The organism is Pelagibacterium nitratireducens, from assembly GCF_037044555.1.
Classification (GTDB): Bacteria; Pseudomonadota; Alphaproteobacteria; order Rhizobiales; family Devosiaceae; genus Pelagibacterium; species Pelagibacterium nitratireducens.
The window spans coordinates 3,087,254-3,113,800 of record NZ_CP146275.1; the positions used below are offsets into that span (position 1 = coordinate 3,087,254).

A 26,547-nucleotide genomic window follows, 5' to 3' on the forward strand; every position below is an offset into this window, starting at 1 on the left:
GGGAAGCGTGGAGCAAAAAGGCGGGGCGTTGGGAAAGGCCGGACTATTCCGCAGCGGCCCTGCCGTCGGGGCTTTCGGCCGGGGCGTTGGCGTCGCCGGGGGCGGTTTCGCAGGAAAGGTCGGGGAAGGCGGCGATGCGGCGGTTGGAAAAATCCTCGCGCAGAACGATCAGGCCGCGATCCTCGAAATAGGTCAGGAGCCGCCGGGCGCGGGAGGCCGAGTGCGAGCCATAGGCGCGGGCCAGCGTCGCGTCGGATGGACAGGGCAATTTTTCAACAGCGGCGCGGGCGACCATGAGGAACACGCCCTGCAGATCTTCGGGCAGGGTGCGGGCCAGATCGAGGGCTGTTTTCCAGACGTCGGACTCGGCGGCGGCTGTATCGACACCGGCGCGGGCGACGGCAAAGCGGCGTTTGAAATCATTGAGATCGGGCGGCGTGCCCGGCACGCGGCGGATGCGGCAACGGACCAGGAAATCCTGATAAAGCACGGCGACCGAGCGGAAGCTGGCGTCCGGGTCTTCGAGGATTTCGACCAGTACCGCATCGATCAGGGCGGCGCGCTCGGCCTCGTCGATTTCGGGGAAGAGGCTTGCCGGCTCAGGGTCCGCCTTGGGGGCGGGTTGGCTCAGTTGAGCCAGAATATCGGCCGTGGGGCGCGGCGCGGGCTGGACGGTGCGGCGCGGGAGGGGGCGGGTTTCTTCCTCGGCGCCGGGGGTGAAAATGAGATCGGCGGCGTCGGCACCGGTTTCAGGCAGAGGCATCAGCTTGGGCGATGTGGAGCGGGCATTGGTTTCGACCGCACCGATACGGATGGGCAACGGGCGACGGGCGAGCGCGGGACCAAGCGCAACGAAATTGCCCTTTTCGAGATCGCGGAACATTTCGGTGCCGCGCCGGTCCATGCCGAGCAGATCGCCAGCGCGGGCCATATCGATATCGAGGAAGGTGCGGCCCATGAGAAAGTTGGACGCTTCGGCGGCGACGTTCTTGGCAAGCTTGGCAAGGCGCTGGGTGGCGATGACGCCGGCCAGGCCACGCTTTCTGCCACGGCACATGAGGTTGGTCATGGCGCCAAGCGAAAGTTTTCGCGCCTCGTCGGAAACTTCGCCGCCCGAGGAGGGCGCAAAAAGCTGGGCTTCATCGACAACGACCAGCATGGGATACCAGAAATCGCGGTCGGCATCGAAAAGCCCACCCAAAAAGGCGGCTGCGGCACGCATCTGGGCTTCGGCCTCCAGCCCTTCGAGCGAAAGGACGACCGAAACGCGATGCTGGCGGATACGGCCGGCGATGCGGGTCAATTCATGCTCGGAGCGGTCGGCTTCTACCACCACATGGCCGAACCTGTCGGCCAGGGTCACAAAATCGCCCTCGGGGTCGATAACGCATTGCTGCACCCAGGGGGCGCTCTGTTCGAGGAGGCGCCGCAAAAGGTGGGATTTGCCCGAGCCGGAATTGCCCTGCACAAGCAGGCGGGTGGCCAGCAATTCCTCGAGATCGAGCTTTGCGGGCGTCGCCGTTTTTGTCGTGCCCATGTCGATTTCGACGGTCATCGCCTTTTGCCTGCTCCGGGGTTTGGTTGGTGATTCGCGGTGGGACTCGGGAGAGCCGAACGCAGTTATCTTAGCATTGGGGAAAGCGGGCTGCACAACCCCCTTGCATCGATTCACAGCCATTCGCGTTCCGCTTTGACCGACTCGGCCAAATCGGCCTAGGCTTTGCTTTGTTCCGGATGGAGTCGTCCCCGATGCCCATGCGCCTTTGGTCCCGCTTTTTCTCCAGGCCCCCTTTCGAGCCGGTTGGGCCGCAATTTGGTGCGTTGCCCTACAAGATCGTAGACGGGCAGGTCGTGGTGCTGCTCATCACCTCGCGCGGACGGGGAAAGTGGATTTTCCCCAAGGGCCGGCAGATGGAGGGCAAGACGCCATGGGAAAGCGCCGAACTTGAAGCCTTTGAGGAAGCGGGCGTGGTGGGCGAGATCGAAACGAAACCCATTGGCTCATATTTCCTGCCGGTAACCGAAGAGCGGCCCCAACCCATCGAGGTCAAGATGTTTGCGCTGCTGGTCACCGACCAGCGCGAGGACTGGAAGGAAATGGGCCAGCGTTATCGCCATTGGGCGGTTTTGCCCGAAGCCAAGCGACTGATCACCCATGACGGGCTGGCCGATGTGGCCCTGGCGCTGGCGCAGAGGGAGAATTCTCGTTCTGTCTCACGGCGCCCACCGCAGAAGGCATGACGGGCTAAGACCGCCCTATGCCTTCCGCTGCGCCTGCGACGGCGCGGCCAAAAAATTGGCCGGGGTCCTCAGCTTCGCTTCGTCCGGTTCTGTCTCACGGCGCGCACCGCAGAAGGCATGACGGGCCAGGCTTTTTGCCTCGCGCCGGCGGGCTGGACTAAAGCCCGAAGAGAAGAACCATGCCCCAGAATATGCCCGCGGCGAGCAGCGCGGCGGCGGGGACGGTGATGACCCAGGCGGCGCCGATGGAGAAGGCGTGCTGGCGGCGGACCAGGTAGCGCCGCTGGCGTTTCTGGTAATTGGCGACGGCCTCTTCGGCGGTTCTGTTGAGATGGTCGGTGCGCAGGAAGACACCTTCGGGGCTGACGGCCTTGTTGCGGATGTTCTGGTTGGAAAACCCTTCGCGCAGAAAGCCCACGCCGAACACGGCGCCCACCGCGATATGGGTCGAGGAGACCGGCAGGCCGAGCGCCGAGGCAACCAGCACAGTGGACGCGGCCGAGAGCGCCACGCAATAGCCGCGGATTTCGTTGAGCTTGGTGATCTTTTCGCCCACGGTGCGGATGAGGCGTGGCCCGAACAGTGCCAGCCCCAGGGCCAGACCCAGCGCGCCGATGGCCAGCACCCAGATCGGCAGGGAAACCGAACCGCCAACCTCTCCGCCCTGCTGCACGGCCGAAACGATGGCGGCGAGTGGGCCGACGGCGTTGGCCACATCGTTGGCCCCATGGGCGAAGGACAGCAGAGCGGTCGCAAAGATCAGGGGCAGGCGAAAGAGCGTTCCGACCTGCTTGTTGGAATTGTCCATACCCTCGGTGCGCGCCCGCACCCAGGGCTGGGCGGCGAACCAGCCGATACCCCCGGCCAAGAGCCCGATCAGCAGCACGATATGGCCCTCAGGCTTCCAGACGCGCGAAAGGCCCTTCATGGACATATACATGGCGAAAACGCCGATCATCACCCCCACCAGAACCGGCACCCAGACCCGGGCGGCAACGATTTTTTCCTTTTCGCGCAGGATGGTGAAGTTGACGATGGTGAGCAGGACCGCAGCCAGCAATCCGCCCATGAGCGGGGAAATCACCCAGCTTGCGGCGATCTTGGCGATGGTGGGCCAGACGATGGCGGAAAAGCCGGCGGCAGCGACCCCTGCCCCGACGACGCCGCCAACCACCGCATGGGTGGTGGACACCGGAGCGCCGATGATGGTGGCAAGATTGACCCAGAGCGCCGAGGACAAAAGCGCAGCCATCATGACCATGATGAAAGCGGTGCCGTCGATATGAGCGCCGGGAACGATGATGTCGCGCGAGATGGTACTGACTACGTCGCCACCGGCCAGAAGTGCGCCTGCGGCCTCGCAGATGGCCGCGATGGCCAACGCGCCGGTCATGGTGAGCGCCTTGGACCCGACAGCCGGACCCATGTTGTTGGCCACGTCATTGGCCCCGATATTGAGCGCCATATAGGCGGCGATGACCGTGGCGATGATGACCAGATAGCTCAGGGGACCCGAGGAAACGGCAAAACTGGCCCAGACGAGGGCGGCGAGCAAAAAGACCAGCGCAATGCCCGGCGCGGCCATGGCGCGTGAGCTGTCGTGGGTCGCCTCACGCAACTGCCTGACGCGCTTTAAGTCCTTGTCGATGGCTGGCTTGGCCATGGGGCTCCTGGAAGGCTTGTCGGTCTGTTCTGGCCATATCGAACATGGATCGGCTTGGCCACAGCGATTGTGACGTTTTCGTCACAAAAGGCGCCCGTTGAGGTCTGTTTTACCGCGTCTGCGCAAAACCGCCACACCCCTTAGCAATTGTCTGGTCGTAAGCCCTCAATTGGGTTTACCATTTGGCCCGAAACGGAGGGCGCCGAGCCTTAATGGACACCAGACGCAAGAAGGACTGGCAGACGCGGCTGCGGAATGCGGTCTGGCCCCGCATGGGGATCAGGCGGTATTTGACCTATCTGCAAAAGCGCGTGCTGCGGCTGACGGCGAGCCCGCACGCCATCGCGGCAGGCGTTGCCTCGGGCGCGGCGGTGTCGGTGTTTCCGCTGATCGGGGTGCATTTCTTTCTGGGCTTCATTCTGGCGTTCGTGACGCGCGGCAACATGCTGGCTGCGGCGATCGGCACCGCCTGGGGCAATCCCATCACCTTCCCGCTGTTTTTTTCGCTCAGCTTTCAATTCGGTTCCGCGATCCGGGCAGCGCTGTTTCCCGACGATCCGGCGACCGTGATGCGTCACGCGGACGCCACGGCGCTTTCGGGCGGGCTGTTCTCGCTCGATCTTGGGGCCATTCTGCCGCTGTTCCAGACCATGATGATCGGCGCGCTGCCGATTGCGCTGTTTTGCTGGGTGTTCTTTTACGTGATCGTGCGCGGGCTGGTGAGCGGGTTCCAGCGGGCGCGCAAAGCCCGGCTGGAGCGGCGGCGGGCACGGCAGGGCCAGACCTCGCCGCGCAACGCGGTGCGGGGCTGATTTTCAAGACATGGAGAGAAGATAGAGTGACTCAATCGGTTTTTCACTTCGCCTATCACGTGACCGACCTGGACGCGGCGCGGCGATTTTACGGCGGCGTGCTGGGATGCGCCGAGGGGCGCTCAACCGAAACCTGGGTCGATTTCGATTTTTTCGGGCATCAGATTTCGCTGCATCTGGGCGAGCCGTTCAAAACGACCCGCACCGGCAAGGTGGGCGATCATATGGTGATGATGCCGCATCTGGGCGTGGTCCTTCCGCTCGATGACTGGAAGGCACTGGCCGCTCGCCTGGAGGGCGCGGGGATTGCGTTCGACATTCCCCCGGTTGTGCGGTTCGAGGGTGAACCGGGCGAACAGCGGACCATGTTTTTTACCGACCCGTCGGGCAATCCGATCGAGGTAAAGGGCTTTGCAGACTTTGCCGGGGTGTTTGCCAAATAGTCCTATCGTCGGCTGACCACCTCGCGAACCGCGGCGATGAAGGCGGTTGTGGGCAGGTCGAGATCGGCGCCGGCGCGGGTGGTGATGCCGATGGCGCCGTAGCTGGCGGACATATCGATATCGAGAGCGGCCAGCGCGCCGCTTTGCAGATCGGCGGCGACCACCGATCGGGAGATGAACCAGACCGCATCACCAAGGAGCGCATAGGCGCGGCCGAACGAATTGGACACGGTTTCGATTTCGTGCGGCAGGCGCGCGATGCCGGCGGCGAGGAGTACTGTTTCGACGGTCTGGCGAATGATGGCGCCGCGCGGGGGGACGAGCGCGGGAAAGGGTTCGACCATGCGCAGGGACGGCTCGGGCGCGGCGAGCAGCGGATGGTCGGGACGGACGGCAAGGACCAGGGGTTCTGAATAGAGGTGCTCGAAGGTGAGGCCCGCCATGACGTCCGGCGCGGGCATGCGGCCGACCACCAGATCGATGGCACCGGTGCGCAGCAGACCGAGAAGATGCGGGCTGGGCCCGCTTTCCACATGCAGGCGGGCGGCGAGCGGACCCAGGGCAAAGCGCGCCACGGCGCGCGGCATCACTTCGACCTCGACGGTCGGCAGCGCGCCGAGCCGCACCACGGCATCGGCATGGCTGGCGAGCGATACCGATTCAACGCCCTGGCGCAGGGCAGCGAGGGCAGCATTGGCGTAGCGCAGGAACAGCGCGCCGAACTCGGTGAGTGCCAGCTTGCGGCGGGAGCGGTCGAACAGGGCGACGCCGAGAATATCCTCGAGTTCGGCCAGCGATTTGGAAATGGCGGGCTGGGACAGGCCCAGCGCCTCGGCGGCGGGTACGACGCCGCCATGCCTGTCGGTTTCGACAAAACAGGAGAGATGGCGGAGTTTTATGCGGGGGTCGAGGTTCGGCATACCGATATATTCTATATGGTTATATCTTTCCCCATATTTATCATTTTACCGCGCCTCGTCGCCAGTGTTTATTGCGCTTTCGGTTATAGAACTGTTTTCCGGGGTGGAGACCAATGAGCAAAATCATGCCGCTCGAACAGGCGGTGCGCGAGAACCTTAGCGATGGCGATACGGTCGCGTTTGAAGGGTTTACGCATCTGATCCCGCATGCGGCGGGTCATGAAGCGATCCGGCAGGGGTTCAAGGACCTCACCCTGATCCGCATGACGCCCGATATCGTCTATGACCAGATGATCGGCATGGGCATGGCGAAAAAGGTGATCTTTTCTTATGCTGGCAATCCGGGCGTGGGGCTGTTGCGCCGCATGCGCGATGCCATCGAGAACCAGTATCCACGCGCCATCGAAACCGTCGAGCACTCGCATGCGGCCATGGCCAACGCCTATGCGGCAGGTGCCGCGGGCCTGCCTTGCGCGGTGTTTCGCGGCTACAAGGGCGCCGACCTGCCCAAGGTCAATCCCGACATCAAATCGATCACCTGCCCCTATACCGGGGAAGAGTTGGCGACGGTGCCGGCGCACAACCCGGACGTCGCCTTCATCCATGCCCAGAAGGCCAATGAAAAGGGCGATGTTCTGATCGAGGGCATTGTGGGGGTGCAAAAGGAAGTGGCGCTGGCGGCCAAGAAGGTCGTGGTGACGGTGGAAGAGATCGTGCCCGATTTTGCCGGCATGCACCCCAACCTCACAGTGCTGCCGCACTGGACGGTGACGGCGATTGCCAAGGTCAAGGGCGGCGCACACCCCTCCTATACCCATGGCTATTACGCGCGCGACAATGCGGCCTATCTGGCCTGGAACGAGATTTCGGCCGACCGCGAGCTGTTTGCCAAATGGATGGACGAGAATGTTCTGAACGCGACGCCCGAGGTGTTCGCCGAGCGTGTGAAGGGGCTTTGACGATGAGCGATTTTACCCCAACCGAAATGATGACCATTGCCGCCTCGCGGGCGCTGTCCTCGAAAGACGTGTGTTTCGTCGGTATCGGCGCGCCGTCTGCGGCGTGCAATGTTGCGCGGCTGACCCACGCACCCGATATCACGCTGATCTATGAGAGCGGAACCATCGGCACGGCGCCCGATGTGCTGCCGCTTTCGATTGGCGATGGCGAACTGTGTGAAACCGCCGTCACCACTGTCGCGGTGCCCGAGATGTTTCGCTACTGGCTGCAGGGCGGCAAGATCACCGTGGGGTTTTTGGGCGCGGCGCAGATCGACAAGTTCGGCAATATCAACACCACGGTGATCGGCGATTACGACCATCCCAAGGTGCGGCTGCCGGGCGGCGGCGGGGCGCCTGAAATCGCAACCTCATGCGGCGAGATTTATATTACGCTCAAGCAGGCGACGCGCTCGATGGTGGAAAAGATCGACTTTTTCACATCGTTCGGTCACGGCGAAGGCGGCGTCCACCGCGAGCGGCTGGGGATCAAGACCAAGGGACCGACGCTTTTGATCACCGATCTGGCGGTCTGGAAGCCCGACCCGGTGACCAAGGAATTTACCGTGATTTCGCTCCATGAGGGGGTGACGCGAGAGATGGTGCAGGAGACCTGCGGGTGGACGGTGAAGTTTGCCGACAATCTCGAGGTAACCCCTGCCCCGAGCGCGATTGAGCTTTCGACCCTGCGCGATCTCAACGAACGCACCAAGCGCGCCCATGCGGGCGGAAAGGCAGCGTAAAATGGCCGAAGCTTACATCTGCGACTATATCCGCACACCCATCGGGCGGTTCGGCGGGGCGCTCAGCAAGGTTCGGCCCGACGATCTTGGGGCGCTGGTGCTGAAAACGCTGGTCGAGCGCAATCCGTCAGTCGATTTCGAGGCGGTCGAGGACGTGATCTTCGGCAATGCCAACCAGGCGGGCGAAGACAATCGCAATGTGGCGCGCATGAGCCTGCTGCTGGCCGGACTGCCTGTCACTGTGACGGGGACAACCATCAACCGGCTATGCGGATCGGGGCTCGATGCGGTGCTGACGGCGGCGCGGGCCATCAAGGCGGGCGAAGCGGATTTGATGATTGCCGGCGGCACGGAATCGATGAGCCGGGCGCCGTTCGTGATGCCCAAGGCCGAGACGGCGTTTTCGCGCAATGCGGAGATTTATGACACGACCATCGGCTGGCGCTTCGTCAATCCCGCGATGAAGGCACAATATGGCGTCGATTCCATGCCCGAGACCGGCGAGAACGTTGCCGAGGATTATCATGTTTCCCGCCAAGATCAGGACGCCTTTGCGGTGCGCAGCCAGAACAAGGCGGCTGCCGCTCAGGCGAGTGGACGGCTGGCCCAGGAAATCGTTGCGGTGAGCATCCCCCAGCGCAAGGGCGATCCGGTTGTCGTCGACACCGACGAGCATCCACGCGCCACCACGCTGGAAACGCTGGCCAAGCTGCCAACGCCATTCAAGAAGGAGGGCGGCACGGTGACGGCGGGCAATGCGTCCGGCGTCAATGACGGGGCTGCGGCGCTGATCATCGCATCCGAAGCTGCAGTGAAGAAATACGGGCTGACGCCGATTGCGCGGATCGTGGGCGGTGCGACCGCCGGGGTGCCGCCGCGGGTGATGGGCATCGGGCCCCTGCCCGCTTCGCAAAAGCTGATGGCGCGACTGGGCCTGGGTGCCGAAGATTTCGATCTCGTCGAACTCAACGAGGCCTTTGCTTCGCAGGGAATTGCCGTGCTGCGCGGGCTGGGGATTGCCGAGGACGCGGACTTTGTGAACCCCAATGGCGGGGCTATCGCGCTGGGTCATCCGCTGGGCATGTCAGGCGCGCGCATTGCCGGAACGGCTGCTCTGGAGCTGAGCCTTTCGGGCAAAAAGCGGGCGCTGGTGACGATGTGCATCGGGGTCGGCCAAGGGATCGCGGCGGCGCTGGAGGCGGTTTAAGCCACGGATTTCGAGAGCCGGACAGTTTAACAAGGCCTCTTCACCCTGACCGCAGGGTGAGGGGGCCTTGTCAGTTTTTTGCGGCAAAACGCCGATTTTACCTCCGCCTTGCAATTGGGACGCCAAACGCCTATATGTCTGCAAGGTTCGATGGCGCGCGATTTGGTTTGTCGCGCTTTTGAAGCGCAACAACAGCAGCGCCCTTTTTCGAGCCAGTTTCTCCAACAATCATAAAACCGTAGCAAGGCTGCCCGATAATCGTGGCGCCGCTACAGTTCAGACGAGGCCGTCCAGTGGCGGTCAGAAAGACATATGAAGACCATAGATTTCAACGCCGAAGCGTCCCTCTATCTGGGCCGCGACTGGCGGACTGCGCTCGAGCAGGGATCGCGACGATTCCCGAGCGCTGCAAAGGCCATCCGATTTGCGCTTGAGGAAGTGCCGCCCGTGAGCCTTCACGGTGCGCGCATGATCGTTGAGGGGCGAACCTATTCGCCCCGCGATCTGCAAAAGCTTTACGGCGACCGGGAATACCCGCTGCACCGCAAGGCCGATCTCGAAGCGATCCTTGTCGAACCCTTCAACGATTAGGCTGTCGATTTTGGGGGTGGACGCAAACCCGGCACACGGGATCATCCCGGGTCGGCAGGTTGGCGGTTTAATTAGAGCCGTTCAGGATTTGATTGACTCCAATCCTTGGCTCTAAGCCCTTGTTCTGTCGCGTGTTGCGAACCGCAAAACCGTTTCCACTTTTGCTGGACACGCTCTAGACGCTGAGTGTACTGGACCCCGGCTCAAGGCCGGGGTGACCGGGCGGAACAGAGCTTGAATGATCTCAGGCTGTCGTCGTCTTGCGGCGAACAGCGGGCTTTTTCTTGGGGGCGGGCTTTTTGGCCGCCTTTTCGATGGCGTCGGTGCGCTCTTTTTCCAGCCGTAGGGCCTTGAGGCGCTCGGTCTTGGCGCGTGTGGCGTCCAGCGCGATTTCTTCCTGGCGCAGCGCCTCTTTCTGGCGCGCTTCCATCTCGGCGTATTTGCGCTGCGGGCTCACCTTGGGCGGAGCTTCCATTGAGATATCTCCTGAGATTAAAAAAGGCCGCCTTTGGAGCATACGCTCTAAAGGCGGCCTTTTATGGTATTAGGCAGCCTGGATGTTGATGGCCGACTTGCGTCCGTCGCGACCGCTTTCGAGCTCGTAGCTCACAGCCTGGCCTTCGACCAGCGTCGCCATTCCGGCGCGCTCGACAGCGGAGATGTGCACGAATGCATCTTCGCCGCCCTGATCGGGCTGAATGAAGCCGAAGCCCTTGGTTGCATTGAAGAACTTTACCTTGCCCGAGATCATCATGGATCCTTTCAGTGGCAGTGGACCCCGACGCGACATGCGCCAAGGCCGCCCAAATCCTTTGAGGATTTGCGGCTCAACGTCTAGCAATTGAGGATATCCAAGTATCCGGCGAACCGGGCGATCTGGTAGCCAAGAGCATCCAACGTGATAAAATTACACTATAGCAAATGTGGCACACAGGCAAGTACCGGCCGCATTGGGGGCTCTTCCATTCCCCGCCCATGGCGTTATGGTCCCGCCCCAGACAACAAGGACCGCCCATGACCGAGCAGCTCGTTTCCACTTTCCGTTCCATTGTCGGCCAACGTCATGTGCTGGTTGGCGACCGCTCGACGCGGCGCTACCGCAAGGGCTATCGCTATGGAGACGGGCAGGTGCTGGCCGTTGTGCGGCCGGGCACGCTGGTGGAGAAATGGCGGGCGCTCAAGGCGTGCGTGGAGGCCGGCGTCATCGTCATCATCCAGGCGGCCAATACCGGGCTCACGGGCGGGTCGACACCGTTCGGGGACGGCTATGACCGGCCCATCGTCATCATCAACACGATGCGGATTTCGCGGGTCGACCTTATCTCGGGCGGCAGCCAGGTGATCGCCCTGCCGGGCGCCACGCTCGACAAGCTCGAGAAAACGCTGCGCCCTGTCGGGCGCGAGCCCCATTCGGTGATCGGGTCGAGCTGCATCGGGGCGTCGGTGACCGGCGGGGTGTGCAACAATTCGGGCGGATCGCTGATCCAGCGCGGCCCGGCCTATACCGAGCTGGCGCTGTATGCGCAGGTCGATGAAACCGGCACGCTCAGACTGGTCAACCATCTGGGGGTCGACCTCGGGGACGAGGCGGAAACCGTTCTCTCGCGGCTCGATGCGGGCCAGTATTCCAACGCCGATGTCACGCCCGAAGGCAATCGGCGCGCCTCGGACCACGATTATCATCGCCATGTGCGCGATATCGAGGCGGACACCCCTGCCCGTTTCAACGCCGACCCGCGCAAGCTGTTCGAGGCTTCGGGCAGCGCGGGCAAACTGGCGGTGTTCGCGTTGCGGCTCGACACGTTTGCGGCGGACACCAATACGCAGGTGTTTTACATCGGATCAAACGACCCGCTCGAGCTCAACACGATCCGGCGGCACATGCTGAGCCGGTTTACCCACCTGCCCATCGCCGGGGAATATCTGCATCGGGACGCATACACGCTGACTCAAAGATACGGCAAAGACACGTTTCTGATCATCAAGCGGTTCGGCACCGACCGGATACCCACTGCGTTTGCAGCCAAGAGCTGGGTGGACGGGATCACCGAAAAGCTGGGGCTGGGCGGTACGGTTTCGGATCGCATGGTGCAGGCGATAACCGGGCTGTTGCCCCAACATCTGCCGAAGCGGATGAACGATTATCGCGACCGGTTCGAACATCATCTGATGATCCGCATGGGCGGAGACGGCGTTGCCGAAGCGCGAAGCTATCTCAAGGGCATGTTTCCCTCGGCAAGCGGGGATTATTTCGAATGCACGCCGCAGGAAGGCACCGACGCCTATTTGCACCGGTTTGCGGTCGGGGGGGCGGCGGTGCGCTATCGCAACACCCATCCTCACGATGTCGAGGACATTCTGGCGCTCGACGTGGCGCTGCCGCGTAACGAGATCGACTGGCTGCCCGAACTGCCTGCCGATCTTGACGCCCAGATCGAATACAAAGTGCTGTGCGGACATTTTTTCTGCCACGTCATGCATCAGGACTACATGATCAAAAAGGGCGTCGACGTGTCCGCGCTCAAGGAGCAGCTTTTGGCCCTGCTCGACACGCGGGGCGCCGAATATCCGGCCGAACACAATGTGGGGCATCTTTATGCGGCCAAGCCGGCACTGGCGGACTTCTACAAGACGCTCGACCCCACAAACAGCTTCAACCCCGGCATCGGCAAGACGAGCAAGAAGAAGCAGTGGGCTTAAACAAATAGCCCCGCAGCTTTTGCCGCGGGGCCCCATTCATTCATATCTCAGGCTCCAAGCTCAGATCTAGAGCGCGTTGATGCGCTCGAGCATGCCTTCGGGCCAGGCATCGGAAAGCGGGGACGCGAGGTATTGTTCCTGCGCGTAGGTCTTGAACGCTTCGAGGTCGGGCTCATAGACCTTGAGGCCTTCCTGCTCGAAGAAGGACACAAGTTCGGCTTCCTGATCGATATATTGCTGGTCGGACCAGGCAAAGGCCTCGGATGCGGCATCGCGCATGGTCTGCTGCTGCTCGGGGGTGAGCGAAGCAAACAGGTCGGCGTTGATGATGAGCATGCCAAATCCCATGTTGTGGCCGGTGAGGATGATCTGGTCGGTCACCTCGTGGAACTTCATGAGCTGATTGTTGGGCAGCGGGTTGTCCTGACCATCGATCGCGCCGGTCTGAAGGCCTGTATAGACCTCGGCATAATCCATCGGGGTGGGGTTGGCGCCAATGGCGCTGCCCAGGAACTGCCAGCTCTCGCCGCCCGGCATGCGCAGCCGCACGCCGTTGAGATCCTGAGGGGTCATCACTTCCCTATCGCCACGAAGATTGACGTGGCGGGCGCCGTAATAGGCGATGCCGAGGATTTCGAGACCCATTTCGTCGCGGGCCATCTGGCGGAACTCGTCGCCGATGTCGCTCTCGAACACTGCCTGGAGGTGCTCGGGATCACGAATGACATAAGCGGCGCCCAGAATATCGAAGGCCGGGACCTGCTTGGCGAAATCGGACGGCGGCAACAGCGACATTTCGAGATTGCCGCGCTGGATGGCGACGATTTCGGAGCCCTGGGGCACCAGTGTCGAAGAGAAATAGGGCTGGAACTCAAAATCATCGCCCAGCCGTTCGGCAAAAATGTCGGTCAGCGCCACCGAGCGCGGGGCGTCGGCGGTCGTGGAGTCGGAAAAACGCAGGGCAATCGGCTCCTGCGCCATGGCGGCCGTGGGCACCGTAAGTGCCAGAACGGCCAATGCCGAAAGGGCTTTGGTGTGGATGGTCATTTTGGGAAATCCTCCTCGGGGTTTTTCAGGAAAAGACAAATCTGTGTTCGGCCACGCCCTGCCCGATGCCCTCGACGGCCAGAAGCGAGCCGGCCAGCGGCTCGGCGGCAAGCTGGTTGTCGGAAAGAAATTTTCGGGCGGTCGTGACATAGAGCGTGCGGAAATCCGGGCCGCCAAAGCACAGGCAGGTTGGATTGGTGACGGGCATTTCAACGACCGTGTCGATCCGTCCATCGGGCGCGTAACGCACGATCCTCGAGCCGGCAAAGAACGCCTGCCAGAGGCACCCTTCGGCATCGATAGTTGCGCCGTCGGGGCGGTCGCCGGTTCGCGAGTAATCGGCAAAGACCTCCCTGCCGATTATGGCGCCATCGTCGGGATCGATCGTGAGGCGCCAGGATATGTGGCGTCTGGTGTCGGTGAAATAGCCTGTGCCGCCGTCGGGCGAAAAGGCAATGCCATTGGAGACGATGATGTCATCGATCATCGCATGGGCCGTACCATCGGCGTCTATGCGATAGAGCTTGCCGTTGGGGCGACGGAGCTGGTTGTCCATGGTGCCGACCCAGAACCGGCCACTGGGATCGACGCGGCCGTCGTTGAGACGGTTGTCGAGCCCGGCATCGACCTCGAGCATCGGATCGAGCGTGCCATCGGCCGCGAGACGGTTGAGGGTGAGGTCGGTGGCGATCAGCTTTTCGTCATGGCCCGCCAATGCCAGCGACCCCAGAAACTGCGTTTCAAAGGCACGCGCATCGTGTTGGCCAGTGGCCGGATCGAGCCGATGCAGTGTCGGCTTTTCGATATCGAGCCACCATAATACGCGCTCTTTATCGCACCACAGGGGCGTTTCGCCCAGCTGATCGAGACTGCGATGGGCACTCTCCACCGCGCTTCTGGCAATAGTCCTCATTGTCTCCCCCGGCTGCCGATTTGCTCTGTTCCAGCCGCCCGCACTTTTAACTAACGAGTTAGTTAAGTCAATAATCGTTCCCCGGCTCATCGTCCGTCGAGCGTGCGGGGCGGGCGGCAACCGGTTTTTCGGGGCGCAAACAAATCTGCACCGCGATGTAATGTAATGTCATAACGCTGTTATTTGCCGGCTCTAGCTTTGCCGGACGGGCGCTGGCGAGAGGATGGCTGAAGATGTCATCCCTTGCCAATCCAGCGTCCCGACCGCTCATGGACACTGGCCTCACACCTGCCCCATGGGCCCCGCAACGCAACCAAGCAGGGCTTTACAGATGAACGAGCACACTCCCAAATTTCCGACCCAGGGTCTGGAAAACGCCGAGTTCGAACCGGTTAATCCCACGTCCAACCCCACGATGGGCGAATTGATTTCCCGGCGCTTTTCGCGGCGCGGGTTCCTCAAGGGTTCGCTGGCCACAACGGCCATTGCCGCAACCGTCAGCCCGCTGGCGCTCCTGACCGCCGAAAAAGCACATGCCCAGACCGGCTCTGTCTTCTCGTTCGCCGAAGTCGAGGCCGGCGTCGATGCCGACCACCACGTCGCCGAGGGCTATGACGCCGACGTCCTGATCCGCTGGGGCGATCCGGTGACCAATGACGCGCCCGAATTCGACCCCACTGCCCAGACGCCCCAAGCCCAGGCGGGCCAGTTCGGCTACAACAATGACTATGTCGGCTATGTCCCGCTCGAGGGTTCGTCCGAACATGGTCTGTTGCTGGTCAACCATGAATACACCAACGCCCATCTGATGTTCCCCGGTCTGGTCACGGTGACCGACGGCGAGGCCCAACAGGGTCCGCTCTCTGAAGACCAGGTCAATATCGAGATCATGGCCCATGGCGGCTCGATCATCGAAATCGAAAAGGTCGACGGCAAATGGCAGCGCGTTGCCGGCAGCCCCTACAACCGCCGCATCACCGGCGAAACGGAAATGGAAATCACCGGCCCGGTCGCCGGACATGACCGTCTCAAGACCAGCACCGATGACACCGGCACCATGGTGCGCGGCACGCTCAACAATTGCGCCGGCGGCACGACGCCCTGGGGCACGTACCTGATGGCCGAAGAAAATTTCCACGGCTATTTCGCCGGCGAGTTGCCCGAAGGTCACCGCGAAAGCGAAAATTATGCACGCCTGGCGGCGCCGGGCGGCTGGTATGAGTGGCACAATTTCCACGACCGTTTCGACATTTCAAAAGAACCCAACGAGATGAACCGTTTCGGCTGGATCGTCGAAGTCGATCCCATGGACGCCAGCTTTATGCCAAAAAAGCGCACCGCCCTGGGCCGCTTCAAGCATGAAGGTGCCGAATCGGTTGTCGCTCCTGATGGCCGCGTGGTGTTGTATTCGGGCGACGACGAGCGCTTCGATTATGTCTATAAATTCGTGACCGCCGGCACGTTCAATGCCGACGATCGCGCCGCCAATATGGGCCTGCTCGATGAGGGCACGCTCTATGTCGCCCGGTTCGATGAAGACGGTTCGATGGAATGGCTGCCGCTCACCTTTGGCGAAGGCCCGCTCACGGAAGACAACGGCTTTGAGAGCCAGGCGGACGTTCTGATCGAGACCCGCCGGGCTTCCGATCTCCTGGGCGCGACCCCGATGGATCGTCCCGAAGACATCGAGCCCAATGCCACCAATGGCCGCGTCTATGTTATGCTGACCAACAATACGGCACGCGAAGAGGCCAATGCCGCCAATCCGCGCATCGACAACGCCTTCGGCCACATCGTGGAGATCCACGAAGAGGGTGGCGATTTCGCCGCCACCGCCGGCACCTGGGAAATTCTGCTGCAGTGCGGCGACCCTGAAATCGCCGAAGTGGGTGCAACCTTTTCGACCGAAACCAGCGAGAACGGCTGGTTCGGCATGCCCGACAACTGCGCAGTGGATTCTGACGGCCGCCTGTGGGTGTCCACCGACGGCAATTCGCTCGCAGCCACCGGCCGCACCGATGGTCTTTGGGCCGTCGATACCGATGGCGAAGCCCGCGGCACTTCAAAGCTGTTCTATCGTGTGCCGGTTGGCGCCGAAATGTGCGGTCCGCTGCCGACCCCGGACCTGGCCACAATGTTCGTTGCCGTTCAGCACCCTGCCGACGGCGGCGAGGACTGGGATGGCCATGGACGCCCGTCCTACTACGAAGACCTTTCGACCCGCTGGCCCGATTTCCGCGACGACATGCCGGTGCGCCCGTCCGTCGTTGCCATCACCAAGCAAGGCGGCGGCAAGATCGGTACGGCGTAACCGCAAAGACCAATTCCAATCATGACCGGGCCGGCGCGCGAGGTTTCGCGTGCCGGCTTTTTCATGGCCCTTAGGGCCTTGGGTTGGCCCCATTGAAGGCGTTAGGGTGGCAGGAAACGAAAGGATACAAACATGAGCGAAGTCAACGCCGCCGCCTCGGGTACATTCTCGCTGGGAGATCATACCATCAACCGGCTGGGGTACGGCGCCATGCGCATAACCGGGCGGGGGATCTGGGGCCCACCTTCCGATCGTGACGGAGCGCTCGAAACGCTGAAGCGCCTGCCCGAACTGGGTGTCAATTTCATCGACACCGCCGATTCCTATGGACCGGACGTTTCCGAGGAATTGATCCGCGAAGCGCTCTATCCTTATGAGGGGATGCTGGTCGCCACCAAGGCGGGGCTGACGCGGGCCGGGCCGGATCGCTGGGCGCCCAACGGGATGCCCGACTATCTGATCGAGCAGGCGCAAAGGAGCCTCAAAAAGCTCGGGGTGGAGCAGATCGCCCTTTGGCAGTTGCACCGCATCGATCCGCGCGTGCCGCGCGAAGAACAGTTCGGGGCGGTCAAGGCGCTGCTCGATCAGGGCATCATCGCCCATGCCGGGTTGAGCCAGGTCAGTGTCGAAGACATCGAGGCGGCGCGGAAGGTGTTTCCTGTCGCAACCGTTCAGAACAAATACAATCTCGTCGTTCGCGAGAGCGAGGACGTGCTCGATTACTGCGAAAAGGAAGGGATCGGGTTCATTCCCTGGTTCCCGCTGGCGGCGGGCGATCTGGCCAAGCCCGGATCGGTTCTCGACGGCATCGCGCAAAAGCACGGCGCAGCGCCCAGCCAGATCGCTCTGGCCTGGGTGCTCAAGCGCAGCCCCGTGATGCTGCCCATTCCAGGGACATCAAAAGTCGCCCATCTCGAAGAGAATGTGGCAGCCGCAGGAATCGCGCTTTCCGACGAGGACTTCGCGGCCCTCGATGCGGCCGGGCGCAAATGAGTGCCTATGTCGCGCTGTTGCGGGCGGTCAATGTGGGCGGAACCGGCAAGTTGGAAATGAGCGAACTTACCGCGATGTGCGAGGCGGCGGGGTTTGAGACGGTCAAAACCTATATCGCCAGCGGAAATGTGGTGTTTTCCGCCGACCTTGGTGAAGCGCAGGTGCGCAAGGCACTCGAGGAGCGGCTGGAAGCCTATGCGGGCAAGCCAGTGGGCGTTGTTGTGAGAACGGCACGGGAAATGGCCGAGGTCTTGAAGGCCAACCCGTTTCCCGATGCCAAGCCCAATCATACGGTGGCGATCTTTCTCAACGGGCAGCCGGCAGACGATACCCTCGACACCCTGCGCAACCTTGCCGAGAACGAAGAGGTGCGGCTGGGCAGGCGGGAAATCTACGTGTCCTACGGCTCGGGGATGGGACGATCCAAGCTGGTCATCCCTGCGGCCAAACAGGGCACGGCGCGCAACATGAACACCATTGCCAAACTGGCGGAGATGGGCGCAGCGCTCACGTAAAAAGGCCGCCTTGCGGCGGCCTTTTCAAAACCCTGGATTTCGAGGCAAACGCCCGAAATCAGTCAGCCGGCTGCAGGTTGACTGCAGAGGCGCGGCCGTCGCGGCCCTTTTCCAGCTCGTAGGAAACGGCCTGGCCTTCGACCAGAGTGGTCATGCCCGAGCGCTCTACAGCGGAAATGTGGACGAAAGCGTCCTGGCCGCCCTGGTCAGGCTGAATGAAGCCGAAGCCCTTGGTGGTGTTGAAGAATTTTACTTTGCCAGTGATCATCGAGAGATCCTTTCGAATGGCGAATAGTTCAGGCGCGACATGCGCCGAACCCAACGTCTTGCAATAAAGGATATCCAAGTGACCGGAAAAACCGGCAGATCAGGTAGCCAAGCGCATCGAACGTATGAGAATAATCATTACAGCGCTACTGCGGTCAAAACAAGGCCGTTGACGCACCCGGCGCACGATTTGAGTCGCGCGCGCCGGGCAGTGCCTTCCGGCAACGATCAGCCGAGCACCGATTTCACCGCGGAAGCGGTCTTTTCCACAACGATGTCGGCCTCGGCTTCGCTCAGGCAAAGGGGCGGTGAAAAGCCGATGATATCGCCCTGCGGCATGGCGCGGGCGATGACGCCCAGCCTTGCCATTTCGCCAACGACGCGGGGCGCGACTTTCTCTGAAGCGTCAAAGAAGGTGGCGGTGTCGCGGTCCTTGACCAGTTCGACGGCGCACAGCATGCCCTCCCCGCGCACCTCGCCCACATTGGCGTGTTCGCCCAGCGCGGCGCTCATCTGGGCGTTGAGATATGCACCGGTTTTCCCCGCGTTTTCCACAAGCCCCAGCTTGTCGATGAGGTTGAGGTTGGCAATGCCGGCGGCGGCGCCGATTGGGTGGGCCGAATACGTCCAGCCGTGCCCGATGGGGCCGTTTTCGTCGGTGCCGTCCATCAAGACCTGCCACATCCTGTCGCCCACGATCGAACCCGAGAGCGGGGCATAGGCCGAGGTCAGGCCCTTGGCGATGGTGATGAGATCGGGGCGCATGCCGTAGTGATCGGACCCCATCATGGTGCCCAGACGGCCAAAGCCGGTGACCACTTCATCGGCGATGAGCAGGATATCGTGCTTGTCGAGCACCTGCTGGATGGCCTCCCAATATCCGGCCGGGGGCGGCACGATGCCGCCGGTGCCCAGAATGGGCTCGCCGATGAAGGCGGCAATGGTATCGGCGCCTTCACGCGCGATCAGCGCTTCGAGTTCGGCGGCGCAATGGAGGACGAATTCGGCCTCGCTCATGTTGCGGCGCGGGCGGCGGTAATAGTACGGCGCCTCGGTGTGGATGACCTGGGAAAGCGGCAGGTCGAACTTGTTGTGGAAGGTGGCCAGCCCGGTCATTGACCCGGTCATCAGGCCCGAGCCGTGATAACCGCGCCAGCGCGAGATGATCTTCTTTTTTTCCGGCCGGCCCAGGATGTTGTTGTAGTACCAGATCAGCTTGATGTTGGTCTCGTTGGCGTCGGAACCCCCGAGCCCGAAATAGACCTTGCTCATATTTGCGGGTGCGCGGTCGAGCACCATCTTGGCCAGCGTGATCGAGGCTTCGGTGCCGTGGCCGACATAGGCGTGATAATAGGCGAGCTCTTTTGCCTGCTCGGCAATGGCTTCTGAAATTTCGGTGCGGCCATAGCCGACATTGACGCAATAGAGCCCGGCAAAGGCGTCGAGCAATTTGTTGCCGTCACGATCCTCGATATAGACGCCCGATGCTGTCTTGACGATGCGATTGGGGCTTTCGCCGCGCGCATGCTGGGCGAGGTGGGTCGAGGGGTGGAAGAAATTTTCCCGATCCCACTGGTCGAGCTGATCGTTGGTGAGCATTTTTTTGGTCCTTATTGATCTTCTAATTTTCAGTGGATGTGCGCGATGTCGGGAGCGCACGCCCTTTGCAGCCGCTCCGCACCGGACAGGCAGTGCACCTAGGCCCAGTCGCGGCAGACATATTTGACTTCGGTGAATTCCTCCATGCCCAGCCGGGCGCCTTCGCGGCCCATGCCGGACTGCTTGTAGCCGCCAAACGGGATCGGCGCGCCGGTGACCTTGGTGCGGTTGACGGCGACCATGCCGAACTGGAGCTGTCGGGAGGCCCTGTAGATGCGGCGCGGATCCATTGTGTGGAGGTATGCGATCAGCCCGTATTCGGTGGCGTTGGCGCGGGCGATGGCTTCCTCTTCGCTGTCGAAGGGGCAAAGCGCGGCGACCGGGCCGAAGGTTTCCTCGTTCATGATCAGGGCATCGGCGGGCACGTCGGTGAGGATCGTGGGCTGGAAGAACAGCGGGCCGTTTTCGTCCACCCTGCCCCCGGTCAGACATTTGGCGCCCTTGGCCAGAGCGTCCTCGACATGGGAGACCTGCTTGGCGACCGCCTTTTCGTTCATCAGCGGGCCGATATCGGGATCGGTGGAACCGGGACCGACCGAAAGGGCGGCGGCGGCTTCGGCGAAACGTTCGGCAAAGCTTTCGTAGATGCGGCGGTCTATGAAGAACCGGTTGGCGCCCAGGCAATCCTGGCCGGAGGTGGCGAACTTGGCCTTTACGGCTTCTTCGACGGCCTGATCGAGATCGGCATCGGCAAAGACGATGAAGGGAGCGTGGCCACCCAGTTCCATGACCAGCCGTTTTACGGTGCCCGCCGACTGGCGGTAGAGCAGCTTTCCGATTTCGGTCGAGCCGGTGAAGGACAAAACGCGGACGCGGGCGTCCGCCGTCCAGGGCTCAACGATTGTCGGTGCCTTGCCGGTCACCACGTTAAAGGCTCCGGCCGGGATGCCGGCGCGGGTGGCGAGGACGGCAAGAGCTGTTGCCGAAAACGGGGTTTCCGACGAAGGATGGACAAGGCAGGTGCAACCGGCAGCCAAGGCGGCCGCGGCCTTGCGGGTGATCATGGCCGCGGGAAAGTTCCAGGGGGTGATAAGCGCGGCAACGCCGGCCGGTTCGCGCCAAATTTCCACTTCCGCGTCGGGCAGGTGGGAGGTGACGGATTCGATATTGGGGCGCTTGGCTTCCTCGGCGAAGAACTCGACGAAAGAGGCCGCATAGGCGATTTCGCCGCGCGATTCGGAGATTGGCTTGCCCTGTTCGGCGGTCATGATCTGGGCGAGGTCTTCGCGCGCATCCATGATGAGATCGTACCAACGGCGCAGGATCGTGGAGCGCTCCTGGGGCAACAGCCCCGACCACTGGGCAAAGGCCGCATCGGCCTGATCGATGGCGGCAGAGGATTCTTCTGCGCTCAATGCCGGAATGGTGCCGACCACATCGCCGGTGGCGGGATCGGTGACGGTGAGGTCTTCGCCCGACGCAGCGGCCAGCGGACGGCCGGCGACATGGGCCAGTTGGCAGAACAGCTCGGGATCGGTCAGCGTCGTGGCAAGGCCGGACGGGGCATATTTGGCGGACAGGCTCGACATGGGCACGAGTCTTTCGTTTAGCGGGGAACCAGACTGACCATAGCGGGGAAGCGGGAGAGGTGGGCGCCAAACTGACCGGGGGTAAGGCGATGGTTCTGATGGTTTGATGGTCGAAGCGAAGAGGGTTATTCTGCCGGACCCGACTCGCCCCATTCCAGCCCGTCTCTTTCCCATATTCCACAAGGTCCGATCCGAAATGAAAACCTATACACTCCCAGCGTTCGGCCGGGATGTTTCCAGTGTCGTTCTGGGCATGATGCGCATTGCGAAAATGGACAATGGTGAGATCGACGCGCTGGTGCGCGGCGCGCTCGATCATGGGGTCAACGTGCTCGATCATGCCGATATCTATGGCGGAGAGCGCCACAAATGCGAGGCAAGGTTCGGCGAGGCCGTGGCGCTTTCACCACTCGAGCGCGAGCAGATCGCCATTCAATCGAAGGTCGGTATCCGCAAAGGGTATTTCGATTTTTCGGCCAGTCATATCGTTTCGACCGTCGATGAATCGCTTGCGGCGCTAGGGACCGATTATCTCGACGTGTTGCTGCTCCATCGCCCCGATACGCTGGTCGAACCCGAGGAAGTGGCCGCGGCATTCGATGCCTTGCACGCGGCGGGCAAGGTGCGCCATTTCGGGGTATCCAACCATACGCCCGGGCAGATCGAATTGCTCAAGACGGCGGTGCGTCAGCCCCTGATCTTCAATCAGGTGCAGCTTTCGCTCGCGCACGCGCCGATGTTTGCGCAAGGGGTGGCGGCCAATATGGCCGGGCTGGAGCAATCTGTCAGCCGCGACAATGGGCTGCTGGAATATTCGCGCATCAACGCAATGACGCTGCAGGCATGGTCGCCGTTTCAGGCGGGGTTTTTCGATGGGGTTTTCGTGGGCGATCGCGAGCGGTTTCCCGCGCTCAACACGGTGCTTGATGAATTGGCCGGAACCCATGGTGTGACGCCATCGGGCATTGCGGTGGCCTGGATCATCCGGCATCCGGCCAATATCCAGGTGGTGCTGGGCACCACCAAACCGAGCCGGGTTGCCGAAGCGGCGGCGGGGTCGGATGTGGAGCTGAGCCGGGAGGAATGGTATCGGCTGTTTACGGCAGCGGGGCATACGCTGCCCTGACGATGTGCCGTTATCCCGGTGACGGGTGGCTGCACATCGCGGCTTTACCGATAGGCTGTAAGCCCCTCTACCCCGCGTCGGCCACCGCGCTCACCGGCAGGGGCGTATCTTTTACCGGGGCCGTGACGACGTAGGAATAGTAGCGCCGCACGCCGATCTTGGCGGCCAGAAGGTCCTCGATGAGTTTTTGATAGTCTTCGAGGTCGCGGGTGATGATCTTGAGCATGTAGTCGATGCCCCCGCCCACGGCCCAGCATTCGACGATCCGCTCGATCTTGCCGATGGCGGCCTCGAAGCGGGAAAAATCCTCGGCCTGATGGCTTTCGAGTTCGATCTGGACGAAAACGATGGTCAGCGGGCCAAAGGCGCGCAGCGAGATGCGGGCGCCGTAGCTTTCGATGATCCCGGCGTCTTCGAGGCGTTTGAGGCGCTCCCAGCAGGGGGTGGGGGTGAGGTTGACCCGTTCGGCGAGCGTAGCCTTGGGTATGCGGCCCTCGCGCTGGAGGATCGCCAGAATTTTCAGGTCCCGGTCATCGAGCTTGAGTTGAACCTGGCGAATGGCAGCGCCCCTTTTTGCCAAATGCTTTTGCATCGGCGCAAGCTACTCTCTCGGGGGGGCTAACGTCCAGATTTATGACAAGAAAAAGTTTCACAGGCCAATACCCCACCGGAAGCAGGTCCGATGGGTCGCCCGTTGCCGAGTGCCGTTCAGAAGCGCTAGTTGTCTTCCAGAACGGCCTTGAGAAATTCGCGCGTGCGCTCTTCCTTGGGATCGGTGAACAGAACCTCGGGCTTGTCCTGTTCGAGCACCCTGCCCTGGTCGAAAAAGCAGACTCTATCGGAAATCTGCCGCGCGAAATTCATTTCATGGGTGACCAGCAGCATGGTCAGATCGTGTTCTTCAGCCAGGCGCCGGATGACGCCGAGCACTTCGCCCACCAGTTCGGGATCGAGCGCGGAGGTCGGCTCGTCAAACAGCATGATCTTGGGCCGCATGGCCAGCGCCCGGGCGATGCCCACGCGCTGCTGCTGGCCACCGGACAACTGGTGGGGGTATTTGTCGGCCTGGTCGGTCAAACCCACCATCTCGAGCAAATCGTCGGCGCGCTCTTTCGCCTCGGCTTTCGAGACGCCCAGAACCTGGGTCGGCGCTTCGGTCAGATTGCGCCGCACGGTCATGTGCGGGAACAGATTGAACTGCTGGAACACCATGCCCATCTTTTCGCGCATCCTGCGCAGATGGGACTCGCCGGCCGGCTTGAGGCTGCCATCGCCGGACTTTTCGTGCCAGAGCGTATCGCCATCGACATAGACCACGCCCCCCGAAATCGGCTCGAGGGTCATAAGGATGCGCAGCACCGTGGATTTGCCCGATCCAGAGGGCCCGATGATGGTGACCTTCTCGCCCGGTTGAACCTCGAAATCGAGTTCGTTGATGACCGTGAAGGTGTCGAAACGTTTGACGACCTTGTCGAACTTGATGATGGGGTCGGTCATTTAAGCGGAATCCCTCTTTTGGGCAGGGCGCGGTCAACGAAGCGGACGCCCGTTGAAGCCACCAGAGTCATGATGAGATAAAGCCCGCCCACCATCGAGAGCGGAATGATGTAATTGAACGTGCGGTCGCCGATGATGCGGGCCACGTTGAGCATTTCGAGCACGGTCACGACCGAAAGCAGCGGCACGTCCTTCATGATCGAGACGAGGTAATTGCCCATGGCGGGGATGATGCGCGGCACCGCCTGGGGCAGGATGATGTGAGTGAAGGTACGGCCGCCCGAAAGATTGAGGGCGCGGGCCGCCTCGTGCTGGCCCTTGGCCACGGCCTCGATGCCGGCGCGATAGACTTCAGATGTATAGGCCGAATATTGCAGGCCCAGAGCCAGCGCGCCGGTCATGAAAGCGGGGAGCGTAATGCCGAATTCGGGCAGCACGTAATAGAGAAAGAACAATTGGATCAAAAGCGGGGTATCGCGCAGAAACTCGGTGACCACCGCAGCGGGCCAGGAAATGATCTTGAGCGGCGCGGCCTTGAGCGCGGCCCAGACGAGCCCCACGACCAGCGCGATGAAAAAGCCCAGCACGGTGGCCTGAATGGTCACCCACATGCCGATCAAGAGGATGGGCAGGATCGAGGTGGCAAAAGCCCAGTTGGACGAGGCGTCCCATGCAATTCCGAACAGCATCTCGTCACCTCGCTCCGGCGCGCCAGCGGCCCACGAACCGCTCGAGCAGTTTCATCATGGCGGTCAAGACCAGCGCCAGCCCGAAATACATCAGCAGCGCCAATGAATAGATCGTCGTCGAATCCTGGGTGAAATTGCGCAATTGCTCGGCGCGGAAGGCCAGATCGGAGAGCGAAATGAGCGAGACCAGTGCCGTGTCTTTCAGGTTCTGGACCGCCAGATTGCCGAACGAGGGCATCATTTCGGGGATGGCCTGAGGCAGCGCTATGCGCCAGAGCGTCCGACGCGGCGTGAAATTGAGCGCCTTGGCGGCCTCGTACTGGTCCTTGGAAACCGACTGGATGGCTCCGCGCACCACCTCGGCGCCGTATGCGCCGATGTTGAGCGAGAGCGCCAGCACACCGGCAACGACAGGGGGCAATCGCAGATCGATGCCGATGGCCTGCCCTGCGACCGGCAGCGCGAAATAGAGCCAGAAGAGCTGCACCAGCAGCGATGTGCCGCGGAAGATCTCGATATAGCCGACCGAAATCGCCTTGATGAGAGGGTTATGGGCGAGCTTGCCGATACCTGCGGCGAAGGCGAGAATCGCCCCGAACACCGTTGAATAGATCGTCAGCTCGACGGTCACCCAAGCCCCTAGCATCAGGGGGTTGAGATATTGGGTCCAATCCATGAAGGCGTTCTCGAAACAGCTTTTCTGGAAAACGGGTGAAGCCTAACCAAGTTGCCGGCGGGCGCCTTTTCTGGTCGCGCCCACCGGCAGATCGGTATCAGAGCAATGCGCCTTATTCGGTGCAGAGCTCCTCAGTGCTCATGTCGAACGAACGCGAGGTGTCGGCATCGGTAAAGCCGTAGCCGGACACGGTTTCGAGCCATTCGTCGCTCTGCTTGTACTCGGCGAGCACTTCGTTGACCGCGTCGCGGAGCTCTTCATTGCCTTCGGCAAAGACGAACCCGCCCCAGGAGCGCTGTTCGGTCCCGTCGATGACCGGATCGGTGAAGCCTTCGGCCACTTCCACAGCATCGCTCTGGCCGGCCAGCTCGCTGGCGGTCAGACCGGTCGCTGCATAGGCATCGGCGCGGCCGGTCGAAACCGTCGAAATCGCGTCGGCGTTGGACGAGATCGTCACGAGCTGATCTTCAGACACTCCGAGCGCCTGCATCATGTCGAGCTGGTTGGCGCCAGCCATGATGGCAACCGTCATATCGGAATTTTCGGCGAAATCGGCGTAGCCGCTCAGCCCCTCGGGGTTGCCGGCGGGCACCAGAAGACCTTCACCGTAGGAGGTGTTGGGCTCGGAATAGATGACCGTTTCGCAACGGGTGGGGATGATGGCCATTTCGGCGGCGACCATATCGAAACGATCAGCCTGAAGGCCGGGAATCAGCGAGGAGAAATCGGTGGTGATCCACTCGATATCGGTCACGCCGAGTTCCTCGACAATGTGCTTGGCCACATCGGGGCCGGCACCCATGGCTTCGCCGGAAACCGGATCGATATAGCCATAGGGGATTTCGTTGGCGACGGCGATGCGGATCGAACCGCTTTCCTGAATTTCTTCAAGGCTGGCGGCCTGTGCGGCGCCTGCGACGGTGAGCGCGGCGGCGCTGGCGAGCAGGGTTGTCTTGAGGGCCTTGGAAATTGTTGCGTGCATAATGTTCCTGTCCTTTGATATTATC

Annotated in this window: 27 protein-coding genes; 12 read left to right on the forward strand and 15 right to left on the reverse strand. The window is 61.9% G+C overall.

Annotated features, from left to right (window positions below; genetic code table 11):
- Positions 1-43: 43 nt before the first annotated feature.
- A complete protein-coding gene (locus V6617_RS15200) occupies positions 44-1,555 on the reverse strand; it encodes an ATP-binding protein (RefSeq protein WP_338607762.1) in 1,512 nt (503 codons plus the stop codon).
- 194 nt (positions 1,556-1,749) lie between these two features.
- Between V6617_RS15200 and V6617_RS15205 the strand changes: the two genes are divergently transcribed.
- Positions 1,750-2,241 carry an NUDIX hydrolase gene (locus tag V6617_RS15205; protein ID WP_338607763.1) on the forward strand — a complete coding sequence of 164 codons (492 nt, stop codon included), beginning with the start codon at positions 1,750-1,752 and terminating at the stop codon, positions 2,239-2,241.
- A gap of 157 nt (positions 2,242-2,398) precedes the next feature.
- On the opposite strand, the gene V6617_RS15210 is transcribed toward V6617_RS15205, so the two are convergent.
- Entirely contained in the window at positions 2,399-3,904 is a 1,506-nt protein-coding gene (locus tag V6617_RS15210) for an inorganic phosphate transporter (protein ID WP_338607764.1), read from the reverse strand.
- 212 nt (positions 3,905-4,116) lie between these two features.
- Here V6617_RS15210 and V6617_RS15215 point away from each other — a divergent pair, with 212 nt between their 5' ends.
- Together V6617_RS15215 and V6617_RS15220 are read left to right on the forward strand one after the other, a co-directional pair.
- On the forward strand, positions 4,117-4,716 hold the full coding sequence (locus V6617_RS15215) for a DUF2062 domain-containing protein (protein ID WP_338607765.1): 600 nt from the start codon (positions 4,117-4,119) through the stop codon (positions 4,714-4,716).
- Positions 4,717-4,742: 26 nt separating this feature from the next.
- Positions 4,743-5,159 carry a VOC family protein gene (locus V6617_RS15220; RefSeq protein WP_338607766.1) on the forward strand — a complete coding sequence of 139 codons (417 nt, stop codon included), beginning with the start codon at positions 4,743-4,745 and terminating at the stop codon, positions 5,157-5,159.
- A gap of 2 nt (positions 5,160-5,161) precedes the next feature.
- Here the strand turns inward: V6617_RS15220 and pcaQ are convergent, their stop codons facing one another.
- Positions 5,162-6,079 carry a pca operon transcription factor PcaQ gene (gene pcaQ, locus V6617_RS15225; protein ID WP_338607767.1) on the reverse strand — a complete coding sequence of 306 codons (918 nt, stop codon included), beginning with the start codon at positions 6,077-6,079 and terminating at the stop codon, positions 5,162-5,164.
- Positions 6,080-6,192: 113 nt separating this feature from the next.
- Here pcaQ and V6617_RS15230 point away from each other — a divergent pair, with 113 nt between their 5' ends.
- The 4 genes from V6617_RS15230 (at position 6,193) to V6617_RS15245 (ending at position 9,618) form a co-directional block, all read left to right on the forward strand.
- Positions 6,193-7,038 (forward strand): CoA transferase subunit A, encoded by an 846-nt coding sequence (locus V6617_RS15230; protein WP_338607768.1) that lies wholly within the window; start codon positions 6,193-6,195, stop codon positions 7,036-7,038.
- Positions 7,039-7,040: 2 nt separating this feature from the next.
- A complete protein-coding gene (locus V6617_RS15235; RefSeq protein WP_338607769.1) occupies positions 7,041-7,820 on the forward strand; it encodes a CoA-transferase subunit beta in 780 nt (259 codons plus the stop codon).
- 1 nt (position 7,821) lies between these two features.
- The gene (gene pcaF, locus V6617_RS15240) at positions 7,822-9,027 is read left to right on the forward strand and encodes a 3-oxoadipyl-CoA thiolase (RefSeq protein WP_338607770.1); all 1,206 of its coding nucleotides are present in this window, start codon (positions 7,822-7,824) and stop codon (positions 9,025-9,027) included.
- A gap of 312 nt (positions 9,028-9,339) precedes the next feature.
- The gene (locus tag V6617_RS15245; protein ID WP_338607771.1) at positions 9,340-9,618 is read left to right on the forward strand and encodes a hypothetical protein; all 279 of its coding nucleotides are present in this window, start codon (positions 9,340-9,342) and stop codon (positions 9,616-9,618) included.
- Between the two features lie 244 nt (positions 9,619-9,862).
- Here the strand turns inward: V6617_RS15245 and V6617_RS15250 are convergent, their stop codons facing one another.
- Positions 9,863-10,093: a hypothetical protein gene (locus V6617_RS15250; protein ID WP_338607772.1), complete on the reverse strand. Its 231-nt coding sequence runs from the start codon at positions 10,091-10,093 to the stop codon at positions 9,863-9,865.
- Positions 10,094-10,162: 69 nt separating this feature from the next.
- Complete coding sequence (locus V6617_RS15255) at positions 10,163-10,369, reverse strand: cold-shock protein (protein WP_014129445.1); 207 nt, start codon at positions 10,367-10,369, stop codon at positions 10,163-10,165.
- A 263-nt stretch (positions 10,370-10,632) separates the two neighbouring features.
- Here V6617_RS15255 and dld point away from each other — a divergent pair, with 263 nt between their 5' ends.
- Complete coding sequence (gene dld, locus V6617_RS15260) at positions 10,633-12,318, forward strand: D-lactate dehydrogenase (RefSeq protein WP_338607773.1); 1,686 nt, start codon at positions 10,633-10,635, stop codon at positions 12,316-12,318.
- A gap of 66 nt (positions 12,319-12,384) precedes the next feature.
- Here dld and V6617_RS15265 read toward each other — a convergent pair whose 3' ends face one another.
- Together V6617_RS15265 and V6617_RS15270 are read right to left on the reverse strand one after the other, a co-directional pair.
- On the reverse strand, positions 12,385-13,365 hold the full coding sequence (locus V6617_RS15265) for a sialic acid TRAP transporter substrate-binding protein SiaP (protein WP_338607774.1): 981 nt from the start codon (positions 13,363-13,365) through the stop codon (positions 12,385-12,387).
- A 25-nt stretch (positions 13,366-13,390) separates the two neighbouring features.
- Positions 13,391-14,278 (reverse strand): SMP-30/gluconolactonase/LRE family protein, encoded by an 888-nt coding sequence (locus V6617_RS15270; RefSeq protein ID WP_338607775.1) that lies wholly within the window; start codon positions 14,276-14,278, stop codon positions 13,391-13,393.
- A 331-nt stretch (positions 14,279-14,609) separates the two neighbouring features.
- On the opposite strand from V6617_RS15270, the gene V6617_RS15275 reads away from it, so the two are divergent.
- From V6617_RS15275 to V6617_RS15285, 3 genes are all read left to right on the forward strand, one after another.
- Positions 14,610-16,589: a PhoX family phosphatase gene (locus tag V6617_RS15275; protein WP_338607776.1), complete on the forward strand. Its 1,980-nt coding sequence runs from the start codon at positions 14,610-14,612 to the stop codon at positions 16,587-16,589.
- Positions 16,590-16,721: 132 nt separating this feature from the next.
- Positions 16,722-17,582 carry an aldo/keto reductase gene (locus V6617_RS15280; protein WP_338607777.1) on the forward strand — a complete coding sequence of 287 codons (861 nt, stop codon included), beginning with the start codon at positions 16,722-16,724 and terminating at the stop codon, positions 17,580-17,582.
- Positions 17,579-18,097, forward strand: coding sequence for a DUF1697 domain-containing protein (locus V6617_RS15285; protein WP_338607778.1), 519 nt, complete (start codon positions 17,579-17,581; stop codon positions 18,095-18,097). Before V6617_RS15280 ends, V6617_RS15285 begins: the two co-directional genes overlap by 4 nt.
- Before the next feature lie 58 nt (positions 18,098-18,155).
- Here the strand turns inward: V6617_RS15285 and V6617_RS15290 are convergent, their stop codons facing one another.
- The 3 genes from V6617_RS15290 to V6617_RS15300 all read right to left on the reverse strand — a co-directional run bounded on the left by V6617_RS15290 (position 18,156) and on the right by V6617_RS15300 (position 21,552).
- Positions 18,156-18,365, reverse strand: coding sequence for a cold-shock protein (locus V6617_RS15290; RefSeq protein ID WP_264225380.1), 210 nt, complete (start codon positions 18,363-18,365; stop codon positions 18,156-18,158).
- 227 nt (positions 18,366-18,592) lie between these two features.
- Positions 18,593-19,963, reverse strand: a complete 1,371-nt coding sequence (locus V6617_RS15295) for an aspartate aminotransferase family protein (protein ID WP_338607779.1) — start codon at positions 19,961-19,963, stop codon at positions 18,593-18,595.
- Positions 19,964-20,061: 98 nt separating this feature from the next.
- Positions 20,062-21,552, reverse strand: coding sequence for an NAD-dependent succinate-semialdehyde dehydrogenase (locus V6617_RS15300; protein ID WP_338607780.1), 1,491 nt, complete (start codon positions 21,550-21,552; stop codon positions 20,062-20,064).
- Positions 21,553-21,748: 196 nt separating this feature from the next.
- Here V6617_RS15300 and V6617_RS15305 point away from each other — a divergent pair, with 196 nt between their 5' ends.
- Positions 21,749-22,678 (forward strand): aldo/keto reductase, encoded by a 930-nt coding sequence (locus V6617_RS15305; protein ID WP_338607781.1) that lies wholly within the window; start codon positions 21,749-21,751, stop codon positions 22,676-22,678.
- A gap of 67 nt (positions 22,679-22,745) precedes the next feature.
- Here the strand turns inward: V6617_RS15305 and V6617_RS15310 are convergent, their stop codons facing one another.
- The 5 genes from V6617_RS15310 to ehuB form a co-directional block, all read right to left on the reverse strand.
- Positions 22,746-23,270, reverse strand: coding sequence for an Lrp/AsnC family transcriptional regulator (locus V6617_RS15310; protein WP_338607782.1), 525 nt, complete (start codon positions 23,268-23,270; stop codon positions 22,746-22,748).
- A 125-nt stretch (positions 23,271-23,395) separates the two neighbouring features.
- Complete coding sequence (gene ehuA, locus V6617_RS15315) at positions 23,396-24,175, reverse strand: ectoine/hydroxyectoine ABC transporter ATP-binding protein EhuA (protein ID WP_338607783.1); 780 nt, start codon at positions 24,173-24,175, stop codon at positions 23,396-23,398.
- Positions 24,172-24,864 carry an ectoine/hydroxyectoine ABC transporter permease subunit EhuD gene (ehuD, locus tag V6617_RS15320; RefSeq protein ID WP_338607784.1) on the reverse strand — a complete coding sequence of 231 codons (693 nt, stop codon included), beginning with the start codon at positions 24,862-24,864 and terminating at the stop codon, positions 24,172-24,174. Before ehuD ends, ehuA begins: the two co-directional genes overlap by 4 nt.
- 4 nt (positions 24,865-24,868) lie before the next feature.
- Positions 24,869-25,540 carry an ectoine/hydroxyectoine ABC transporter permease subunit EhuC gene (gene ehuC / locus V6617_RS15325; protein WP_338607785.1) on the reverse strand — a complete coding sequence of 224 codons (672 nt, stop codon included), beginning with the start codon at positions 25,538-25,540 and terminating at the stop codon, positions 24,869-24,871.
- 112 nt (positions 25,541-25,652) lie between these two features.
- The gene (gene ehuB, locus V6617_RS15330) at positions 25,653-26,522 is read right to left on the reverse strand and encodes an ectoine/hydroxyectoine ABC transporter substrate-binding protein EhuB (RefSeq protein WP_338607786.1); all 870 of its coding nucleotides are present in this window, start codon (positions 26,520-26,522) and stop codon (positions 25,653-25,655) included.
- Positions 26,523-26,547: the final 25 nt, after the last annotated feature.

Bases quoted from the DNA above. Each gene is read 5' to 3' on its own strand.
- V6617_RS15285 (WP_338607778.1), top strand. From the start codon at position 17,579: ATGAGTGCCTATGTCGCGCTGTTGCGGGCGGTCAATGTGGGCGGAACC.
- V6617_RS15235 (WP_338607769.1), top strand. From the start codon at position 7,041: ATGAGCGATTTTACCCCAACCGAAATGATGACCATTGCCGCCTCGCGG.
- V6617_RS15200 (WP_338607762.1), bottom strand. From the start codon at position 1,555: ATGACCGTCGAAATCGACATGGGCACGACAAAAACGGCGACGCCCGCA.
- V6617_RS15275 (WP_338607776.1), top strand. From the start codon at position 14,610: ATGAACGAGCACACTCCCAAATTTCCGACCCAGGGTCTGGAAAACGCC.
- pcaQ (WP_338607767.1), bottom strand. From the start codon at position 6,079: ATGCCGAACCTCGACCCCCGCATAAAACTCCGCCATCTCTCCTGTTTT.
- ehuB (WP_338607786.1), bottom strand. From the start codon at position 26,522: ATGCACGCAACAATTTCCAAGGCCCTCAAGACAACCCTGCTCGCCAGC.
- pcaF (WP_338607770.1), top strand. From the start codon at position 7,822: ATGGCCGAAGCTTACATCTGCGACTATATCCGCACACCCATCGGGCGG.
- V6617_RS15215 (WP_338607765.1), top strand. From the start codon at position 4,117: ATGGACACCAGACGCAAGAAGGACTGGCAGACGCGGCTGCGGAATGCG.
- V6617_RS15265 (WP_338607774.1), bottom strand. From the start codon at position 13,365: ATGACCATCCACACCAAAGCCCTTTCGGCATTGGCCGTTCTGGCACTT.
- V6617_RS15280 (WP_338607777.1), top strand. From the start codon at position 16,722: ATGAGCGAAGTCAACGCCGCCGCCTCGGGTACATTCTCGCTGGGAGAT.
- V6617_RS15295 (WP_338607779.1), bottom strand. From the start codon at position 19,963: ATGCTCACCAACGATCAGCTCGACCAGTGGGATCGGGAAAATTTCTTC.
- V6617_RS15290 (WP_264225380.1), bottom strand. From the start codon at position 18,365: ATGATCACTGGCAAAGTAAAATTCTTCAACACCACCAAGGGCTTCGGC.
- V6617_RS15310 (WP_338607782.1), bottom strand. From the start codon at position 23,270: ATGCAAAAGCATTTGGCAAAAAGGGGCGCTGCCATTCGCCAGGTTCAA.
- dld (WP_338607773.1), top strand. From the start codon at position 10,633: ATGACCGAGCAGCTCGTTTCCACTTTCCGTTCCATTGTCGGCCAACGT.
- ehuC (WP_338607785.1), bottom strand. From the start codon at position 25,540: ATGGATTGGACCCAATATCTCAACCCCCTGATGCTAGGGGCTTGGGTG.
- V6617_RS15205 (WP_338607763.1), top strand. From the start codon at position 1,750: ATGCCCATGCGCCTTTGGTCCCGCTTTTTCTCCAGGCCCCCTTTCGAG.
- V6617_RS15305 (WP_338607781.1), top strand. From the start codon at position 21,749: ATGAAAACCTATACACTCCCAGCGTTCGGCCGGGATGTTTCCAGTGTC.
- ehuA (WP_338607783.1), bottom strand. From the start codon at position 24,175: ATGACCGACCCCATCATCAAGTTCGACAAGGTCGTCAAACGTTTCGAC.
- V6617_RS15255 (WP_014129445.1), bottom strand. From the start codon at position 10,369: ATGATCTCGGGCAAGGTAAAGTTCTTCAATGCAACCAAGGGCTTCGGC.
- ehuD (WP_338607784.1), bottom strand. From the start codon at position 24,864: ATGCTGTTCGGAATTGCATGGGACGCCTCGTCCAACTGGGCTTTTGCC.
- V6617_RS15245 (WP_338607771.1), top strand. From the start codon at position 9,340: ATGAAGACCATAGATTTCAACGCCGAAGCGTCCCTCTATCTGGGCCGC.
- V6617_RS15250 (WP_338607772.1), bottom strand. From the start codon at position 10,093: ATGGAAGCTCCGCCCAAGGTGAGCCCGCAGCGCAAATACGCCGAGATG.
- V6617_RS15230 (WP_338607768.1), top strand. From the start codon at position 6,193: ATGAGCAAAATCATGCCGCTCGAACAGGCGGTGCGCGAGAACCTTAGC.
- V6617_RS15210 (WP_338607764.1), bottom strand. From the start codon at position 3,904: ATGGCCAAGCCAGCCATCGACAAGGACTTAAAGCGCGTCAGGCAGTTG.
- V6617_RS15270 (WP_338607775.1), bottom strand. From the start codon at position 14,278: ATGAGGACTATTGCCAGAAGCGCGGTGGAGAGTGCCCATCGCAGTCTC.
- V6617_RS15300 (WP_338607780.1), bottom strand. From the start codon at position 21,552: ATGTCGAGCCTGTCCGCCAAATATGCCCCGTCCGGCCTTGCCACGACG.